At 48.8% G+C, this 17,542-nt stretch carries 16 protein-coding genes; 11 read left to right on the forward strand and 5 right to left on the reverse strand.

The features are described from left to right. The first annotated feature begins 326 nt into the window (after window positions 1–326). A complete protein-coding gene (locus ACQ4M4_RS13285; RefSeq protein WP_430684969.1) occupies window positions 327–857 on the forward strand; it encodes a hypothetical protein in 531 nt (176 codons plus the stop codon). Window positions 858–1,080: 223 nt separating this feature from the next. Here the strand turns inward: ACQ4M4_RS13285 and ACQ4M4_RS13290 are convergent, their stop codons facing one another. The 3 genes from ACQ4M4_RS13290 to ACQ4M4_RS13300 all read right to left on the reverse strand — a co-directional run bounded on the left by ACQ4M4_RS13290 (window position 1,081) and on the right by ACQ4M4_RS13300 (window position 3,162). Beyond that, complete coding sequence (locus tag ACQ4M4_RS13290; protein WP_430684970.1) at window positions 1,081–1,692, reverse strand: hypothetical protein; 612 nt, start codon at window positions 1,690–1,692, stop codon at window positions 1,081–1,083. 278 nt (window positions 1,693–1,970) lie between these two features. After that, on the reverse strand, window positions 1,971–2,384 hold the full coding sequence (locus tag ACQ4M4_RS13295; RefSeq protein ID WP_430684971.1) for a hypothetical protein: 414 nt from the start codon (window positions 2,382–2,384) through the stop codon (window positions 1,971–1,973). A 145-nt stretch (window positions 2,385–2,529) separates the two neighbouring features. Then, window positions 2,530–3,162: a YqiA/YcfP family alpha/beta fold hydrolase gene (locus tag ACQ4M4_RS13300; protein WP_430684972.1), complete on the reverse strand. Its 633-nt coding sequence runs from the start codon at window positions 3,160–3,162 to the stop codon at window positions 2,530–2,532. A gap of 76 nt (window positions 3,163–3,238) precedes the next feature. On the opposite strand from ACQ4M4_RS13300, the gene ACQ4M4_RS13305 reads away from it, so the two are divergent. From ACQ4M4_RS13305 to ACQ4M4_RS13340, 8 genes are all read left to right on the forward strand, one after another. Further along, on the forward strand, window positions 3,239–4,129 hold the full coding sequence (locus ACQ4M4_RS13305; RefSeq protein ID WP_430684973.1) for an SDR family NAD(P)-dependent oxidoreductase: 891 nt from the start codon (window positions 3,239–3,241) through the stop codon (window positions 4,127–4,129). Window positions 4,130–4,362: 233 nt separating this feature from the next. Then, window positions 4,363–5,568 carry a Coenzyme F420 hydrogenase/dehydrogenase, beta subunit C-terminal domain gene (locus tag ACQ4M4_RS13310; protein WP_430684974.1) on the forward strand — a complete coding sequence of 402 codons (1,206 nt, stop codon included), beginning with the start codon at window positions 4,363–4,365 and terminating at the stop codon, window positions 5,566–5,568. Between the two features lie 164 nt (window positions 5,569–5,732). Next, window positions 5,733–6,449, forward strand: coding sequence for a hypothetical protein (locus tag ACQ4M4_RS13315; RefSeq protein ID WP_430684975.1), 717 nt, complete (start codon window positions 5,733–5,735; stop codon window positions 6,447–6,449). Window positions 6,450–6,512: 63 nt separating this feature from the next. After that, on the forward strand, window positions 6,513–8,741 hold the full coding sequence (locus tag ACQ4M4_RS13320; RefSeq protein WP_430684976.1) for a helix-turn-helix domain-containing protein: 2,229 nt from the start codon (window positions 6,513–6,515) through the stop codon (window positions 8,739–8,741). 8 nt (window positions 8,742–8,749) lie between these two features. Next, window positions 8,750–10,258, forward strand: a complete 1,509-nt coding sequence (locus ACQ4M4_RS13325) for a DUF1802 family protein (protein WP_430684977.1) — start codon at window positions 8,750–8,752, stop codon at window positions 10,256–10,258. Window positions 10,259–10,523: 265 nt separating this feature from the next. Beyond that, window positions 10,524–10,688 carry a hypothetical protein gene (locus ACQ4M4_RS13330; protein WP_430684978.1) on the forward strand — a complete coding sequence of 55 codons (165 nt, stop codon included), beginning with the start codon at window positions 10,524–10,526 and terminating at the stop codon, window positions 10,686–10,688. A gap of 63 nt (window positions 10,689–10,751) precedes the next feature. Further along, complete coding sequence (locus ACQ4M4_RS13335) at window positions 10,752–12,044, forward strand: hypothetical protein (protein ID WP_430684979.1); 1,293 nt, start codon at window positions 10,752–10,754, stop codon at window positions 12,042–12,044. A gap of 694 nt (window positions 12,045–12,738) precedes the next feature. Continuing rightward, entirely contained in the window at window positions 12,739–13,545 is an 807-nt protein-coding gene (locus ACQ4M4_RS13340) for a WecB/TagA/CpsF family glycosyltransferase (RefSeq protein ID WP_430684980.1), read from the forward strand. Window positions 13,546–13,717: 172 nt separating this feature from the next. Here the strand turns inward: ACQ4M4_RS13340 and ACQ4M4_RS13345 are convergent, their stop codons facing one another. Continuing rightward, on the reverse strand, window positions 13,718–14,665 hold the full coding sequence (locus tag ACQ4M4_RS13345) for an aldo/keto reductase (RefSeq protein ID WP_430684981.1): 948 nt from the start codon (window positions 14,663–14,665) through the stop codon (window positions 13,718–13,720). A gap of 156 nt (window positions 14,666–14,821) precedes the next feature. After that, on the reverse strand, window positions 14,822–15,010 hold the full coding sequence (locus ACQ4M4_RS13350) for a hypothetical protein (protein ID WP_430684982.1): 189 nt from the start codon (window positions 15,008–15,010) through the stop codon (window positions 14,822–14,824). Between ACQ4M4_RS13350 and ACQ4M4_RS13355 the strand changes: the two genes are divergently transcribed. Beyond that, the gene (locus ACQ4M4_RS13355) at window positions 15,009–16,454 is read left to right on the forward strand and encodes a BCD family MFS transporter (RefSeq protein WP_430684983.1); all 1,446 of its coding nucleotides are present in this window, start codon (window positions 15,009–15,011) and stop codon (window positions 16,452–16,454) included. The genes ACQ4M4_RS13350 and ACQ4M4_RS13355 overlap by 2 nt on opposite strands. Before the next feature lie 186 nt (window positions 16,455–16,640). Continuing rightward, entirely contained in the window at window positions 16,641–17,441 is an 801-nt protein-coding gene (locus ACQ4M4_RS13360; protein ID WP_430684984.1) for an inositol monophosphatase family protein, read from the forward strand. Window positions 17,442–17,542 lie beyond the last annotated feature (101 nt).

Here is a 17,542-nt window from a genome sequence, read left to right on the forward strand (position 1 = left end):
TCAGGCGGTTGAGCAAGGATTATGAGGTGTATTCAGAGGTCAGTGAAGCGATGATTTATGGCTCCTTACTGCGGCTGATGCTTCGAAGATTAGGAGCTTAAGATTTCATTCATAAATCAGCTCTTAAAACATCCTCTTATGTAGACTGCAAACTCATTCAGCGCGATCGCCAATCTTGTAGAGTGTATTTGCGATCATGAAACGCACCAAGAAATTTATCCACCCAATTGGGCAATTATGCAATTTGCTTCGACGTAAATATGAGTCATAATGGTGCATTCGCTTGGCAGCAATGCACCCTACTAAAGCAGCGATCGCACTGAGTTATGAGTGAGTTTAGTGAGTCGTACCATTTACGCGAAGCCACCCAAGAAGATGCCGTTCAGTTATTACAACGGGCAGGATTAAATGGAATTGTTTTTCCATCTAGTAACGGTTGGACAAGCTTTGTGCCATCCGGAAATAATTGGGAAGCGCTTGGAGCGATCGTTCAAGCCAATGTTGGATTGTTACTGCATTATTCCTATGCAGAAGACCATGGCTGGCTGATTGAGATCTATCACGGAGTGGAACGCCAAATGAAATTTCAGCACTGGTGGGACGGTTCTGAGGAGAGTGTGGATGACCAGGGCATGCCTCATCCGTCAAATGATCCCAATTTCGATCTTTTGGCTCAATGGATTCCACAATCTTCTGAAAATGTCTCAACTTTGCATGAGTGTCTCAGACTGGATGGGCAGGATAGAGCTTATGATTTTGCTCACTTGATCGGATTAGAGCATTTCAAGTGGCTATCGCCGGTTTACTGGAGCCATGACCCAGCAGGTTCTCGTTTTCCAGGGAGTATTGAGGTTTAAATTCTAGCTATTCATCAAACTGTTGATAAACCAGCAGTCGCTAAAGCCATTAGACCTTGGGGAAACTGGCGGTAGGCCCAACGGTCGTGGTAAAAGAGACTGCATCAATGCTTTTCTGTCAGCGGTGGGTTCAATTTTCGCAAGTTAAACCACTGCTTGTTTCTGGCTCCTCAAATTTAAGGTTCGGCGAGCCCTTGAGCAACTTCTGCTCAAGGGCGACTACTCAGTTTTCGAGAACCGAGGTGATTATCGGTTTAATACCATTTTCTGGGTAGGGTCCTTTTAGAAGTTCCTTTGATACACCCATATTGGCAAGAATAAACTTGAGAGAAGTGTTCGTTTGCCACAAGTCTTGTGTATGTGGACCGCCTGTAGAGTAACGTTTTCCTTCGTTGTAGAGAGTGTCCCAATGCTGTAGGCAAGCAAATAGCATTGGACGAAATCCCTGATTATCTCGCTCCTCTCTAGAGAGCCTCTTAAAAGGATAAAACCACATCTTGTTCTGAGGAGAAAGTAGTGATAACACTCCCCAGCAGGTTTGCAACGAGAATTCAAATACTGAATAACTGACCTCAAATGAGATTTTTTCTTCTGTGTAAAGTTGCAGAGCCTCTTCAAAACAAAGATAGCAGTAGAACTGTGGACCCCAAGGGTCCGCGTTTGCTCCTGGAGAGCCTGCTAGCACTAACATGCCAGCTTTTTCCGAAGTGTCAACCATGGATTCATTGGCAATAATTTCTTGCCAAGCTTGTCCTTTCATCAACTGCTTTGCCAGCTTTCGGCAGGTTGCTCTAGTTTCCTTATAGGTTCCAAAAAATGAAGCAGGTATTTGCATAAATTTAGTAATAGCCAGGTGTTAGAAGGCGACCAAGTTCTCCAAATACGTTGTAGGAAGAATAGAGAGCGATCGCCCTCTATTCCTCCCCTAAATTAGCTAGATAGCTCTCAGCCAGACTGCAAACTTCTTCAGTTTCCTGTACCCATTTGAATTCGTTCCTAATTAACGTGAGTTTTGGATAAGCGCAGCTTGAAAGTCTTGTTGTGGCTTAGCGTTTGGGCTTTACAAAGACCAGAGCACGTTATCAAAATGAACGAGGGATATTGTCTAAAGCATTAATCTAACGTGAGTTCAAAATAATTAAAACTTATAGTTCCATTAACCCTGACTTCAATGGCTTCCCCTGATTTTAGGGGAGTGGCTGTACCTACAAAGTCGGGAACATAAAAACCTTCCGGAACGGTTCCATAAGTAATTGTGTCGAGTTGAGAGCCTCTAGAGAGTTTTACTCTTTGAGAATCTCTTTCAGCCACGTTTAAAGGTTCATCTGATTGTCTTCTGAATTCAACTAGCCAAAGGATTTGATTATCTACTTGCCTTCTGAACGTAATTGAAATAATACGCACATCAGAAATGCGAGATTGTCTTTCTTTAGGTTTAGTAAAAGATAAGGTAAGATGCTCGGCTCGTGTGTCGATTGCGCTGACACAAATTGGGTCAGGCCGACATCCCAATAGCAGGAGCAGCATGGTTGCCCCTGAATAGAGTGAAATTTTACGCCAATTTATTCTGTGTAATGCCAACTAACGGATTACCTCTAAGTCCTGTGATTCACATAAATCTAATGGGTTATAGTGAAATGATGGAGGGCGATCGCCCTCTATTGCTAATGTTTTAGGTCAAGTCACAGAAGGTTTGAATGTGTTGCCAAATTTCCGCTTGTACGTTGCCTAGGGCGTGGTCGCTGTCTAGTTCCACCAACTTCACCCAGGGGCGGGTAGCTGCATAGGCGCGACTGGCCTCCACTGGAATCACCTCATCGTGGATGCCGTGCAAAATCAGCGTGGGAACGGAGCGCTGTAGCTGGGTGTCGTCGTACTGTTGCGCATCGGCAAGGAAATTGTAGTGCAGGGGGAGCGATCGCCCTTCGCTGTAGTGGTACACGGGCATATATCCAGTTTGTTGCCACTGTTGCACCTGTGCTTCTCCCAGCCGAGCCAGCCAGTTCGCCGCAAAGCCAAAGGCCGGAGCCAGCAGCACCAGCCTTTGCACTTGGGCATGGCGATCGCCCAACCATGCCGCCGTCAACCCGCCCAGGCTAGAGCCAATTAGCGTGACAGGTTCCAATGGTGAAAACAGCTCAGCCACCTGCTGCATTTGGCGGCTCAGCGTTAGATGAGAAAAATCGCCCTGGTTCAGGTCGGGGATGAGGAGCGGTTGCTGAAGCAACTGAAAGCGATCGCCCAAGTACACCGCCTTGGCAGATTTCGGACTAGAGGCGAACCCGTGGAGATAGATAAATGACATTCTAGCTAGATGTATTCCCGCTATAGTGGATTGTTCAATGGTTTTGATGTTGCATCAAAACAAACAGCAAATCACCATGACACATTCTCTCGCACAACAAGTCGTCCTCATTACCGGAGCCTCGGCAGGCATTGGGGCGGCGCTGGCGCGGCTGTTGGCTCAGCAATACAAAGGCATTCGGCTAGTGCTGGCAGCTCGTCGCGCTGATACCCTAGAAGCTCTCGCCAAAGAGTGCCGCACGTTGGGAGCCGAGGTGCTGGTGGTGCCCACCGATATGGCCCAAACCGACCAAGTGGTGACCCTGGCAACTCAGGCGATCGCTCAGTTTGGCCGAGTGGATACCCTGGTCAACAATGCCGGATATGGGCAAATGGGGCCGATTGAGTTGGTGCCCCAAGAGGCGATCGAGCAACAGTTTGCCGTGAATGTGCTGGGGGCGATCGCCCTTATTCGTGCCCTCATTCCCAACATGCGCGACCAGGGCGGCGGCCTCATCATCAACGTAAGCTCCCTAGCTGGACGCATGGCCTTTCCCCTGGTGGGCACCTACAGCGCCTCCAAGTTTGCCCTAGAAGGCGTGAGCGATGCTCTCCGCCGCGAACTGGAACCCTTCAACATTCGCGTGTCGGTGATTGAACCCGGCCCTGTGCAAACCGAATTCGTGGAAGTGGCCCAAAAGCGCGCCCTCGCCACCATTCCCAATGCAGATCAGTCCCCCTACCAAGCCGCCTTCGAGCAACTGCAAACCCTAGAGCAACGCACCGCCCGCCAAACCTGGAGCAGCGAACAGGTCGCCCACGTCATCCTCAAAGCCATGACCGCTCGGTATCCGCGCCCTCGCTACATTGCCGCCACGGGGGGCGAGATCCTTGTCTTCCTCATGACCAAAGTGCTGCCGACTCGCTGGAGCGATCGCTTTTGGCAACGCTTCTACGGCATCCATAAGATCAAAGGGGCTAGGGGTTAGGAGGGAGTGGGGAGTGGGGAGTAGGGCAGGTGGATCAGAAAGGCTTGGATGGGCGAGTTGCCTTGCTTGCACTTTGTTCTGAATGGACGAGGCTCCTCTGAGTTCTCCCTGTGTTGGGTCTCATTTAGAAAGGCCGATGATTTCCCTTCACGATTCATCATTTTGCTTTTTGCGTTCTGCTTTCCCTGCTGCGGTATTGTGGGGAAAGATGCACGTTTACCCACCGTTTTTCAATGACTGCTGTTTCGCCGAATTTTCCCCACAAAAAGGCCAAAGCCCTGAAGCCCGGTAGCCGTCGTCCCGCCAAGGAGCTGTGCAGTGAGTGCGGTCTGTGCGATACCTACTACGTTCACTATGTAAAAGAAGCTTGCGCCTTTATCAACCAACAAATTCCCGAGTTAGAGCAGCAGTCCCATGGGCGCAGCCGGGATTTGGACAATGAGATGGATGTGTACTTTGGCGTACACAACGATATGATGGCGGCGCGCAAAACCGAGCCCATTGAAGGCGCACAGTGGACGGGCATTGTTAGCAGCCTTGCCATCGAGATGCTGAACCGGGGCATGGTAGAAGGCGTGGTGTGTGTACAAAATACTGAGAGCGATCGCTTTCAGCCCATGCCCGTCATCGCCCGAACCCCAGAGGAAATTTTGGCGGCGCGGGTGAATAAGCCAACCCTTTCCCCCAACCTATCGGTACTGGAGCAAATTGAGCAATCTGGCATGAAGCGGCTGTTGGTCATTGGGGTGGGCTGCCAAATCCAGGCATTGCGAGCGGTGCAAGATCAGCTCGGGTTGGAGAAGCTGTACGTGCTGGGTACTCCTTGTGTGGACAATGTCACCCGCGCTGGCCTGCAAAAATTTTTGGATACCACCAGCCGATCACCCGATACGGTGGTGTACTACGAGTTCATGCAAGATTTTCGCGTGCACTTTAAGCACGAAGATGGCTCCACGGAAACGGTGCCCTTCTTTGGTCTAAAAACCAACGAGCTAAAAGATGTGTTTGCGCCGTCTTGCATGAGCTGTTTTGACTATGTGAACTCGCTGGCCGATTTGGTGGTGGGCTACATGGGCGCACCGTTTGGTTGGCAGTGGATTGTGGTGCGCAATGAAACGGGGCAAGAGATGCTGGACTTGATGCAAGACCAAATTGAAACTCAGCCCGTGATGTCGCAGGGCGATCGCCACAATGCTGTGCAGCAAAGCATCCCCGCTTACGACAAGGGTGTTACGCTCCCGATGTGGGCCGCCAAGCTCATGGGCGTGGTGATTGAGCGCATTGGCCCCAAAGGGTTGGAGTATGCTCGCTTCTCGATCGATTCTCACTTCACGCGCAATTACCTGTACGTGAAGCGCAACCATCCCGAAAAGCTAGAGCAACATGTCCCCGATTACGCCAAAAGGATTGTGGGGCAATACAAGCTGCCAGAAGAGTAAACAATTTGGTTCGGTAGAATAACTTAACCGAACCAAATGCATAGTAGCGATACATAACGCAACCAAGTTTTAACGCTCCGTCAAAAATCGCAGACTTTTGTGCGATCAACCGTGGTTTTGAGTTGAAGTTGGGAATTATGTCCTAGGAGCAGCAAAATATACTCTTGAGTAAAGGATTTGGACATATGGTAACTGCGACACCTATCAAGGTTTCTTCGAAAGAGGAAACTCGTATTTTGCTGACTGTGTGGACCCTAGGAGGTTCAGAAGCTGAGGTCAATAAAGGAGAAGTAACTCGCCGAATTAAGCGCCCAAACGAGAAATCCATTCAATATGAAAGCAGCTTTGACAGGCTAGAAGCAGTTCAAGCGATTACTATCAATCGAACACAAAAGCGATCGCCCAAGATTTCTCTGTCGCCGAAAGGGGTCGAGATGCTAGTCCAAGGACTCAATCCATCAAATTTTCAGTTTAATGCTCAGATTGGTGCCAAAACGGCGAACGCTCTTCTTAAACTTATCGGGCAGCGCTGGCTTGAAGCTCCCAGATCCGAAACTAATAGAAACAGCGGACAATTAACAGAAGCGATCGCCACAATCACAACTTATGAAGAATTCAAGAACACGGTTGTAGATGTATACGAGCGTCTTAACCGAGATTATAACTACGACAACTTGGTGCCTATTTATCGAATCCGGCGCGAGGTAGGAGAAAAGGTTTCTCGTCCTCAATTTAATGATTGGATGTTGGAGTTGCAATCCAATGATGTTTTTCAACTACTAGAAGGCAGTGTTGAAGATAGTGCACCCGATAAGATTGAAGATTCTGTAACAACTAAACTCGGCAAACTACGCTGCTATGCGAAGCATCTCTATCCCTAACTTAATAACTTAAGACGGCTATTTTCTCTTCATTTGCCTATTTTTTGCAAGCCAAATACTATCATGCCCTCTCATTCATCTTTCGAAGAGCTCAACGAAGCGATTAAAAATGAAAACCCTTTTGATGGGCGGTACGTTGTTAAATCTCAGCAGGTCTGGGGTGAAGAATTCCCTGATATCCCTACTCTAAACACCTATGCCTCGGATGCTATTCTTGACACAGTTAGCCGTATAAAAGAAGGAAAATTATCAACTTTCGGCATCACCATATTAGCGCCAAAAGGCGTAGGCAAGAGTCATGTCTTGAGCCGTATTCGCCATAATTTACAGATGCATGGACATGGTGTTTTTATTTACATGTGCGAGTATGGAAACCTAAGCCATATCAAGCTTCAGTTATTACAAGGTTTATCATCAAGTCTCAGGAAGCGGGGACATAAAGGAGTCATGCAATGCCAGCAGGTTGCAACCACTCTGATTAATCATGCTACTCAGAAAAGCGTTACTCCTCAGCAAGTGCTCGGTTTCTTTCAAAAAGAAGCAGCTAAACTACCTTTCATTGTTAAGAAGGTCACTGAGCAAATTATTGCAAGTGGAATACTCAAGGATATTCAGTATGATCCATATGTTTTAAAGGCTTTTATTTGGACGCTGTCGCCTGTTCATGCACCCTTTGCCTTAAATTGGCTGGCAGGACGAGAACTGACTCAAGTTCAAGCAGAGGTGATGGAGCTGCCAAATCCCGTCAAAGAGAATAAAAATATTGAGGCTTTCCATATTGCATGTCAAATTCTTGAGCTGATATCGCTTCATACAGTTCCTGTAATATGTTTTGATGAGCTGGATGGAACAGAGTTTGGCGAAGATGAACTTGAGCCACAAAGCGGTTTTACAAGAGCGCAAATTGTTGCCAGCCTAGCCAAAGATTTGTACAACAATTTAAGGCGAGGCGTCATAGTTACTGCTATGTATCCTCAAACTTATAAAGAAGTAAAATCACTTCCAAGAAGTGAAGCGATTGAAGACAGAGTTGCTCAGAAAATTGTTGAGTTCACTAACTTTAAATCGCAGGATGCAGTTGATTTGGTTTCTGGCTGGCTTGAGGATTTCTATGCGCGACAGGGTTTAACTCCTCCTCATAAAGTGTATCCATTCGATGAGAGCCAGCTTCGAGAAGTTGGTGATGGATCGACGATGAGAGAAGTTCTGCGGTGGTGTGCCGACAACTTTGGAACTGTCATTGATCAAAGCGAGCGGATAGAGCGGGTTTATCGAGAGGTAGAAGAATCTATTGAAGATTTTTTTGATGATAATGAGCGTATCGCTAGTGCAATCGCTTTCGGTCTACAGCATTTAATAGGTCAAACCATTGAAAAGGTAACCATTGAAGAGATTGACCGAGAGGTTCAACCAAAGTCCGAAAATAGAGGATTCATAAACTTCAGAATCCTTGGGATGGAAGATGGTCAACCTGTAAAAATTGGTGTTGCTGTTATACAGGATTCGCACGGAAAAACAGTTGGTGCCGGCTTGAAACGGCTAAATCAATATCACGATTTCGATTTGACCCGTGGTTGTTTAGTCCGTTCAAAAACCATTAATGAATCCTGGAGTGCCCATACTGAACTCCAAAAGCTATTAAGTGAGATGGGTGGTGAGTGGGTCACCATGACTGAAGACCACGTCAAGCCTTTACTTGCGTTGAGAGCGATCGCTAAGGATCTGGAAGGCTATAATTTCCAACAAGAACACTTCTATCAATTTATCGAGCAAAATCGACTGATTCTTGATAATCCACTTCTCTGTGAAATCTTGAGTGATCCCTCAGGGGAATCTCCTAAAGATGTTATTGAGGAAGATGATTTAATTGGTAAATTGAGTGACGTGTCAGATGAAGCCAGCTTAGAGACAGAAGTTGGTGATGATTTAGGAGCGGCAATCTGTGAGAGTAAGGTAGGGTTCGATCTTGCCATTTTATCTACGACACAGCGTGCCACGTTTGAACTATATCAGCAAGGATTAACCATCGGAAGAATTGCTCAAAGGCGTCGTTTGTCACGCAGCACAATTGTTCGACACATTGTAGATATGATTGAAATGAATCAGCCAATCGAACTCAATACTTTAATGGCAGAGAAGCGACAGACTCGTATCAGACTAGCCATAGAAAAAACATCAAATCCCACTTCTCTTAAGAGTATTCGAGAGCATTTACCAGACAGTTACACATACGATGAGATTCAGCTAGTTCGAGCAAAATGGATAGCTGAGAATCGTCAGCGAAGTGCTTGAAGATAGACATGGTTAATACTAGTCTGCCAATTGCCTTGAGCTTGCCTGCACCTGAATTAGAAGCTCTTCTTCAAGGGCGAATGATTGTTGTCAACTCTAGAACTTTCATTACCCCAGGACGGTCGTTCGCCCTATATCCATCACAAATGCTGGTTGCTGCATCTATCGATGAGGTTTATCATCCAAACTTTGTTCCGTCTGCAAAGGCAGCGATCGCTAGGCTACAGGCAAAAGGAGGTGAAATTAGTGCCTGGGCAAAATGCGAATTCTGTCAATGCATAGATTCATCAGCATCCTTAGAGAAGCTGTCGAACTTAACTGTCTGGACGGTTGATGGATTAAACCAATTTTTTGCTCAACAAAGGCAGATTTTCCTTACATATATAAGGGTTTATCACCTACCTCAACCAGTTTATTTCATCAGTAATACTCGCGGCCAATTTATCAAATTACCAAAGGCTTGTTCTGCTACATCTAATTTTCCTGTACTAGATGAAGCATCTTTTCGTCACCGCAGGTATGTTCTTGAGAGATTTGAAGACGACCAGAAACTAGAATTAAACAGCCTCGCTTCACCTCCAGACTTAGCTCTAGCAGAGCTCGAAGCAGTCATATCTAATTTGGCTTGCACTGATTCCAGGGCTAAGGCATTGCATCAAGATATTAGATTTTTTTTAGGGTGGAGTAAGATTGGAAGCAATTCTACTTATAAAGATGCCAATTTTACATGGATTAAAGAAATCTCGTTACTAGCCGATCGCAGCTTAGAGGAAGACACTCGAAAAAGTAACTATCAAGCAGGTACGGATTTTGAAATTATTGTCCGAAGAAGTCTTGACTTTTTAGGTTTTACGATCGAAGAAGAATATAAAGGTGGCGCTGGCGGTTTAGATCTCTATTGCTCAAAACCATACCCACTTGCTGGTGAGTGCAAATCTGGCAAAAGTATCCCAAGCAGAGCTGTTGAAGAGTTAGAGAAAATTGCTAAGCGGCATTTAAAAGAAAATTATTTAAGAGCAAAGAAGTTAGTGATTGGTTCAGGTAAGCCAACACCACAACTTCAGGAATCTGCAAATTACTCTCGGGTTAGCATTATTACAGCAATGACACTTCAAAAACTAGTTGAGCTAGCTGCACAGTACCCAGGTTCCATTGATCTGCTTGCATTGAAAGAATATTTAATCCCTGGTCAAATTGACGATGGCATTCAGCGGTATATTAATTCAATCTCAAAGGAATTGAAATTACGTTCAAATGTCATTCAAGCTGTTAAAGAGTTAGAAAAGGGCTCTAGTAGCTCTACAACAAAAGGGCTAGGGGTTATTGAGATCAGGGTTTGCCATGATTTAAAGTTTTCTATGATTACTCAGAAAAGGTTGGATGATAAAGAAATTCATGAGATCTTAGTAGAACTTTCATCGCCCCTTGCAGGATATCTAGGCAGAATTAAAGGTTCTAACTGGGAAGCTGACAGATTCTATTATCTGCGTGATCTAGCTATCAACCGAGATCTCTAAAACTGAATCTATAAATTAGCTATGAGGACTGTGCATCCTCCATATGAGAGCGGTTCGACTTCTCTTTAATAAATCCTCTCCTAATCGCCGAAGGGTTGAACTATTAGCTCAAATCTTGGCAGCGCATCTTTACCCAACAAATGATTAAGGAGCGATTGCACTTCGATACATTGCCCAGGCCAATAAATTTCAACTTGTTGATTTTGGGGATTGAACAAAACCATCCCAGCTATATGCTGCAATCTATGTACTCGTACATTTTTTCTTGCAAGGCTGGCAAGTCATCGGTTCGCGATCGCAGCTCCATCGCAAAATCGGGGCGATCGATGTTCCTATCGCGGTGTGCAGGTTGCTAAAGTGTCTGGAGAAGCCTGAACAAAACGTGAAGTTTAATAGCAGAGAAGGGCGATCGCCCGTGCTCATGTCGTAAAGAAAACCACCGACGTGGGAACTCTAAATTCCAGAGAGCATCATTAATTTTTTCCACAACACAATGGGACTTTCATCTCGCCTGTTTGGTTGGTTTCGCAAATCTCCCCCGGTATCTCCGGTCCTTCCGGTTGCCCAAGCACCCATCGCCCCTACCCGCCCAAAAACATTGGCCGAACTGGAGCGACAAATGGCGCTAGAAGCTCAGCAAAATCGGATGCGAGTGTCACCAACGGCTCCGGTGCGGCGGGGTGGATGGAAAGGCAAACTGATGGGGTTGACCCTATTGGTGGGCTTGCCCACGTGGTTGGTGTGGGTAGCCAATTTGCCCTATGCCCCCATTCGCAACTCTGTTGCCGACAATGCACCCATGTTGCTGCTGCCCAGCTACATTCGCTACGACAACAACTTTCGCGAAGCGATCGCCCTTTCCCAACAGGCCAAACAGCTGATCGACAATCCTACCAGCCCTACCGACCTCGACCGTGGGCAAATCATTGTCGCGGAAGCTCAAGATCGGCTTGATGCGCTGCCCGTCACCATGCATCAATATTGGGACGATGACTGGTATCGTTGGCATGGCTGGTATGGCTGGAGCTACTCTCCTAGCTACTTTAATAACATTCGTACCGAAGTCGGCCGTCTACAAGCCACCGTAGCGCAAGAGCAAACCGCCCAAACGGCGCTGACTACAGCCGAGCAGGCGATCGCCACAGCCAAACAGTCCTACCAGCAAGCCCAAACTCCTATCGATCAACAAAGTGCGATCGCGGCTTGGCGCGAAGCATTGCAATCGTTGGAACTGATCCCCAGGCAAACGTTGGCAGGCAGAAACGCCGAAATTAAGCACACCGCCGCCCAGCAAGAGTTTCATCGCATTGTGGGCATCGCCGCCGCTTCAGACGAAGTGGCCGTGTATATTGCCAGCGCCATGGAGTTTGCAAAACTGGCCGCACAACAAAGCCAAAACCCACCCCACTCGGTCGAAAAATGGCGCGAGATTGAACGCCTTTGGCAAGAAGCGATTGCTCGGCTAAATCTCGTTTCTCAATCAGACTTACAAGGCTATGCCCAAGCCCAGCGCAAAATCGCGGAATACGAAGCGAACTTGGGCCAGATTCGCGTCCGACAAAAGGCCGAGTACGACGCGATGCAACGGTGGGAAGAAGCCAACCGGGTCATTCAACAATTCCAACAAAGCTTAAGCTACCGCGATCGCAATTACCAACTCAGCCAACTTGACAGAGCAATTAATGAGCTAAAGCGGATTCCATCCGGAACGTCTGTTTACAAAGATGTGGAAGTGCTGCTCATCCAAGCCAGTAATGCGCGAGAAAAACTCCTGTCGGCCCCTTAGGGCTTCGGTGGTAGGCCGTTGGTACGTCATCACATCCTGACATGCGGATGGGTTGGCCCGACATCGCACTTTTCATGACTCCATATCCCGACCTGCCCTGTCCAGCGACCTCAGTGTTGTTGGATGGGCTGTTTTTTGGGGTTTAATCCAGCAGGCTTTACGCAGTGGAATCAATTTTTGGAGCGCTAAGCACACCAAAAATCCTTCAGTCCCCTGGTTTTTCGGATGAAGTGCATAAGTCCTATCCGGTAACACAGGGCGATCGCATCTACGTAAAATTGCTGGTTAATCGCAAGCAGGAACAGCATCAGCCACAACCCTTGATGCTAGGAACTTCTAATTTTTTTCGTCGTCCAGATTTATTTTTACTTCATACAGTCCACATCCCACCTTTATAAAAACCCTAGATAAAGCTGGTTTATTTAAAGGAGTTCAGCCTCGCTTTAGGCCATCTCCCTGCTTCAAAAATGGCTCGTTTTTTCCGAGCATCTCCCTTGGGAGAGTTGTACAAACGATAGAACATCAGCATCAATAGGTCTTGCATGATGGATAACATCTACCAGTCATGCGATCCAGCAACATCAAATTCATTCGCCAACGATCAGCGAAGCGACAGCGTTTCTCTGGATGTAACTGGCTTAATGGTTCCTTTACCGAACGATTAATATTTTTTTGCGATCTGAGGGTGTTACGGATGTGTCAGCAACTTTTAATACCCGAACAAATTGAAGAGATCTCTTTGTTTGGGGCTCGGTTCCATAAAGTCAAGGTATGCCAACTGTTGGACTATGTTGTAGCCGCTGGACGGCAAAACAAAAAAACGGTTGTTGGTAATGTCAATATTCGAGGTTTGAACATCGCCTACGAGGAGCCATGGTATCGCGACTATCTCAACCGCTCGGATTTGGTGTTTTGTGACGGATTTGGTGTGTTGCTGGCTGCAAAGCTTATGGGTCACCTTGTCGATGGTTCGCACCGCATGACCTGTCCCGACTACATCGAAGATTTGGCAAAGAAATGTGAGCGTGAAGGCATTTCGTTGTTTTTGCTGGCGGGTCAGCCTGGAGTCACGGATATCGCAGTACGCAAGCTCAAGGCGATCGCCCCTGGTTTGCGAGTGGCTGGACACCACGGCTACTTTCAAAAAACAGGGCCAGAAAATGATGCCGTGATTGAGAAAATCAATGCATTCAAGCCAGACCTGCTCTACATCGGGTTTGGTATGCCAGTGCAAGAGCGCTGGATGGTGGATAACTTGGATCGCATTCATGCACGCGTATTTTTGCCGCTGGGCGCTTGCCTCGACTTTTACACCGATACGGTTTATCGAGGGCCACGCTGGTTGACCGACAACGGCTTGGAATGGTTGACCCGCCTTGTTACTGAACCAAAGCGATTGTGGGATCGCTACATTATCGGCAATCCGCTGTTTTTCTATCGGGTGGTAAAGTATTGGCTAGCTGCGCGATCGCAATCTCGCGTTCCTGCAAAGTTCAACTGACAGGACTTACACAGTTGAATGATGTTTGGGGCGCTAAGCGCCCCAAACATCATTCAATCCCCGGTTTTTCGGATGAAGTGCATAAGTCGTAACTAAGCTCGGCAAAGATCCCCTCGTGTGTGAAGGGGGATCTTGTTTTCACGATCATGAACCTGGAGTTGCAATCGCGCCATTACCGTTTTTCTGCAAACGCGGCATCAATGGCAGCTCGCTCATCAACCGTAAGGCTCCAGTCGAGCGCACCTGCATTTTGGCTAGCTTGGCTAGCGGTCTTGGCACCCGGAATGGGGATCACGTTACCTTGCCCAATGAGCCAATTCAGCGACACTTGGGCAGGAGTGCGCTGATACCTGCTTCCAATCTCTTGCAAGAGGCTGAGTTTGGGGGCCAACCTTTCCAGCCCATCCTTACCAAACAGGGGGCTGAGCTTGCGAGCACCCTGAGGGTTGGCTTGACTGTTTGGGGTGTACTTGCCTGTCAGCAATCCCTGCGCCAAGGGACTGTAGGCCAAAATAGTCACACCGAGCGATCGCGCCGTATCCATCACCCCATTGGTTTCAATCTTGCGTTCTAGCAGCGAGTACTGCATTTGGTTCACCGCTAGAGGAACGCCACGCTGCGCCAACAACTCATGGGCGCGTTTCATTTGCTCGGCAGAATAGTTGCTCACACCAACGGTTTTAATGCGTCCCTGCTTCACCTCATCGGCAAGCGCATCCATCAGCGTTGTTTGGCCCATAAAAAAGTCGAACGGCCAGTGGACTTGGTACAGCTCTACACTGGCGACTTGCAAGCGCTTGAGGCTATCGGTGAGCGCGTGGGCAACGGCTCCTTTGCCCAACCGCCACGGCAGTGGAAAGTACTTGGTGGCAATCAAGACGGGTTGCCCCACCTCTTGCATAAACTGCCCCAGCAGCCGTTCCGATTCACCAAACCCATAAATTTCTGCGGTATCAAAGAAATTGACCCCAGCACTGATAGCCGCCTTGAAAGCGTCTCGCACGGTATCGGCGGTGTAGTCTTTGCCATAGCCCCAGTACAAGCTATCGCCCCAGGACCACGTGCCAATGCCAAGCGCAGGAACCGTCACGTCACTTCCAGCCAGGGTAATTGTCTGCATCACCAAATGCCCGTTACACAACTTAACGCTTTTAGTGTAACGAAGGGAGAGGCGCGCAGAGGTCTCTCAACCGAAAGAAACGGCGGCAAGAATGGCGATCACCCTTCACCGCTAATCGCACTCCTGCTGTTTTCTGGGTCAAATCTCATCAAACCCCTACCGCCGATCGCCCATAGAGCCGATATGCTGGATGATGAAGGATTCTTCGTCTAGCAACAGGTTTGCGCCGTTGATAGCCTGCGGGTTAAAGCTCAGCAACCGCTCGCCACGACAATCCTGTGCAAGCCTAGTCCAGAATTTTATTGAAGCGATTTTATCGGTTTCCCTTTTTAGATGAAGCGTCATGGCAACAAGCGATTTCCCTGATTTGCAACCCTCCGTTGGCAAGGCAGCCGCCCAGCCGCGCATCACCCTGCTGACCATGCTGCGGCTAGGGCTCTTTCAAATGTCACTGGGCATCATGTCGATTCTCACACTGGGTGTGCTGAATCGTGTGCTGATTGATGGGCTGGCTGTACCGGCGGTCGTGGCCGCTGGGGCGATCGCCATGCATCAGTTTGTGGCTCCAGCGCGGGTGTGGTTTGGCCAACTGTCCGATACGAAAAAACTGTTGGGGCTGCATCGCACTGGCTATGTATGGCTGGGGGCGGTCATTTTTACCCTTGTTTCGTTTTTGGCGGTGCAGGCAACCTGGGGCCTGGGCAACAGCATGGCTGCGGCCGGTGGCTGGAGTTGGACCGCTCAGGTAGCCGGTTGGACTGGGCTTTTGGCTCTGTTGTTTGCAACCTATGGAGTAGCTTTGAGCTCTAGCTCAACCCCCTTTGCAGCCATGCTGGTGGATGTTTCGGAAGAGGAGGAGCGCTCAAAGCTGGTTGGCGTGGTGTGGTCGATGCTGATGGTGGGAATTGTCATTGGCGCGATTGTCAGCGGCAGCCTCTTGCAGCAGCTCGAAGCCGATGCCCCTTTAGAGCTGTTGCGGCCTTCCATCGATCGTCTCTTTATCATCGTGCCGCTTCTGGTCATCGTGCTAGCGTTGCTAGGCACCGCAGGCATTGAGCGCAGGTTTTCGCGGTTTTCTTCTCGCACCACCATGCCGGAACGCGAAGACCAAATTAGCCTGGGGCGCGCCCTCAAAGTGCTCACTGCCAGTCGGCAAACGGGCTTATTCTTTAGCTTTTTACTGGTGATGACCATGAGCCTGTTTATGCAGGAGCCTGTGTTAGAACCCTACGGCGGCCAAGTATTTGGCATGAGCTATTCCGATACAACCCGGCTCAATGCCTTTTGGGGAATGGGAACACTCATTGGCCTCAGCATTACAGGATTTTTGATTGTGCCTAAGTTGGGTAAGCAGCGTACGGCAAAGCTGGGATGCGTGCTGGTTGCGGGTTGTTTTTTGCTCATCATTCTGTCAGGGTTTACGGCTAATGAGGCGCTGCTGAAGAGTGCAGTCTTCCTGTTTGGGCTGGCCTCGGGGGTGACGACTACGGGGGCCATCAGCATGATGCTGGATCTCACGGCGGCAGAAACGGCTGGAACCTTTATTGGAGCTTGGGGACTCTCACAGGCGTTGGCTCGGGCGATCGCCGTTGTGGCTGGGGGTTCGGTGTTGAGCTTGGGCAAGGTTGTGTTTCCAACCAACCTCACGTTGGCTTATTCGCTGGTGTTTTTCTTGCAAGCCGTTGGAATGTTGGTCGCGGTTTGGTTCCTCAGCCGGGTCAATATTCAAGAGTTTCGGGATAATTCTCGTCAGGCGATCGCCGCGATTTTGCAGCAAGAGCTCGATTAACGCTCAGCGTTCTTGTTCCGTTCCCAGCCAATTTCCAACGGGGATGGTGCCGCCAACAGTTGGGCAGCAGGGCGGGGTGAATCCCATGGCGTGAATTCACCAAAACGAGGGCTATAGTAGCAGTTGATTGTTCTGGGTCATGTTCAATTCCCGCGATCGCTGTTTTTTTCCCCTAACCCTGCTGCTATGAATGATTGGAATCAAATTCTGTCCTTTGCTGAAACAACAACGCACCAAGTTGGGCAACAGTTGCTCAACAGCTTTGGACAGGTGCAAGCCACCGAAAAGGCCGATGGTAGCCTGGTCACTCAGGCCGATCGCTGGGCCGATGAAACCTTAAGAGGGGCGATCGCGCAGGCATTTCCCCAGCACGGAGTCCTGAGCGAAGAAGTGGAGCACATCTTTCCCAATACCGAATGGTGCTGGATTATTGATCCACTAGATGGCACCACCAACTTTGCGCGGGGCATTCCCCTATGGGGCATTTCCTTGGGGCTGCTGTACCGGGGCACTCCGATGTTTGGCTATGTGCATTTGCCGCCATTGCAGCAGTCGTTTCATGGCTTTTGGTATGGCGATTCGGGGCTTACTGGACCCACTGGGGCCTTTCGCAACCACCAGCCCATCCACAGCAGCACCGCGGCTCCTTCGGGCAACCAGTTCTTCAACCTGTGTGCGCGCAGTTTAGCCGTGTTGCAGCAGCCCATTCCATGCAAGATTCGGATGCTGGGGGTCGCAACCTATAACTTGCTGACGGTGGCACAGGGCTCAACCTTGGGCGGAGTCGAGGCAACCCCCAAGATTTGGGATATTGCAGCGGTGTGGGCCATTACCCAGGCAGCCGGAGCCGTGTGGACGACGCTAGAAGATGGGCCCATCTTTCCGTTGGAGCCTGGAAAAGATTATGGCAAGCGACCCTACCCGACGCTGGTAGTGAGCCAGCCGGAGTGGGTTTCGGTGTTTTTGCCGCTCGTGTCTGTTCTTTAGCGATCGCCACATCACACAGGACTTATACAAGCCCACGAAATCTAGTGTGTTTGTGTCGTGGGGAAGGAACACCCTATCCACAACACAAACCCGTAAGCTCT

Origin of the sequence: Leptolyngbya sp. AN02str, from assembly GCF_050565595.1 — a bacterium.
Lineage (GTDB): Bacteria > Cyanobacteriota > Cyanobacteriia > Elainellales > Elainellaceae > Kaiparowitsia.

Excerpts from the sequence above, each read along its gene's own strand:
- ACQ4M4_RS13285 (WP_430684969.1), top strand. The coding sequence starts at position 327 with ATGAGTGAGTTTAGTGAGTCGTACCATTTACGCGAAGCCACCCAAGAA.
- ACQ4M4_RS13290 (WP_430684970.1), bottom strand. The coding sequence starts at position 1,692 with ATGCAAATACCTGCTTCATTTTTTGGAACCTATAAGGAAACTAGAGCA.
- ACQ4M4_RS13295 (WP_430684971.1), bottom strand. The coding sequence starts at position 2,384 with ATGCTGCTCCTGCTATTGGGATGTCGGCCTGACCCAATTTGTGTCAGC.
- ACQ4M4_RS13300 (WP_430684972.1), bottom strand. The coding sequence starts at position 3,162 with ATGTCATTTATCTATCTCCACGGGTTCGCCTCTAGTCCGAAATCTGCC.
- ACQ4M4_RS13305 (WP_430684973.1), top strand. The coding sequence starts at position 3,239 with ATGACACATTCTCTCGCACAACAAGTCGTCCTCATTACCGGAGCCTCG.
- ACQ4M4_RS13310 (WP_430684974.1), top strand. The coding sequence starts at position 4,363 with ATGACTGCTGTTTCGCCGAATTTTCCCCACAAAAAGGCCAAAGCCCTG.
- ACQ4M4_RS13320 (WP_430684976.1), top strand. The coding sequence starts at position 6,513 with ATGCCCTCTCATTCATCTTTCGAAGAGCTCAACGAAGCGATTAAAAAT.
- ACQ4M4_RS13325 (WP_430684977.1), top strand. The coding sequence starts at position 8,750 with ATGGTTAATACTAGTCTGCCAATTGCCTTGAGCTTGCCTGCACCTGAA.
- ACQ4M4_RS13335 (WP_430684979.1), top strand. The coding sequence starts at position 10,752 with ATGGGACTTTCATCTCGCCTGTTTGGTTGGTTTCGCAAATCTCCCCCG.
- ACQ4M4_RS13340 (WP_430684980.1), top strand. The coding sequence starts at position 12,739 with ATGTGTCAGCAACTTTTAATACCCGAACAAATTGAAGAGATCTCTTTG.
- ACQ4M4_RS13345 (WP_430684981.1), bottom strand. The coding sequence starts at position 14,665 with ATGCAGACAATTACCCTGGCTGGAAGTGACGTGACGGTTCCTGCGCTT.
- ACQ4M4_RS13355 (WP_430684983.1), top strand. The coding sequence starts at position 15,009 with ATGGCAACAAGCGATTTCCCTGATTTGCAACCCTCCGTTGGCAAGGCA.
- ACQ4M4_RS13350 (WP_430684982.1), bottom strand. The coding sequence starts at position 15,010 with ATGACGCTTCATCTAAAAAGGGAAACCGATAAAATCGCTTCAATAAAA.
- ACQ4M4_RS13360 (WP_430684984.1), top strand. The coding sequence starts at position 16,641 with ATGAATGATTGGAATCAAATTCTGTCCTTTGCTGAAACAACAACGCAC.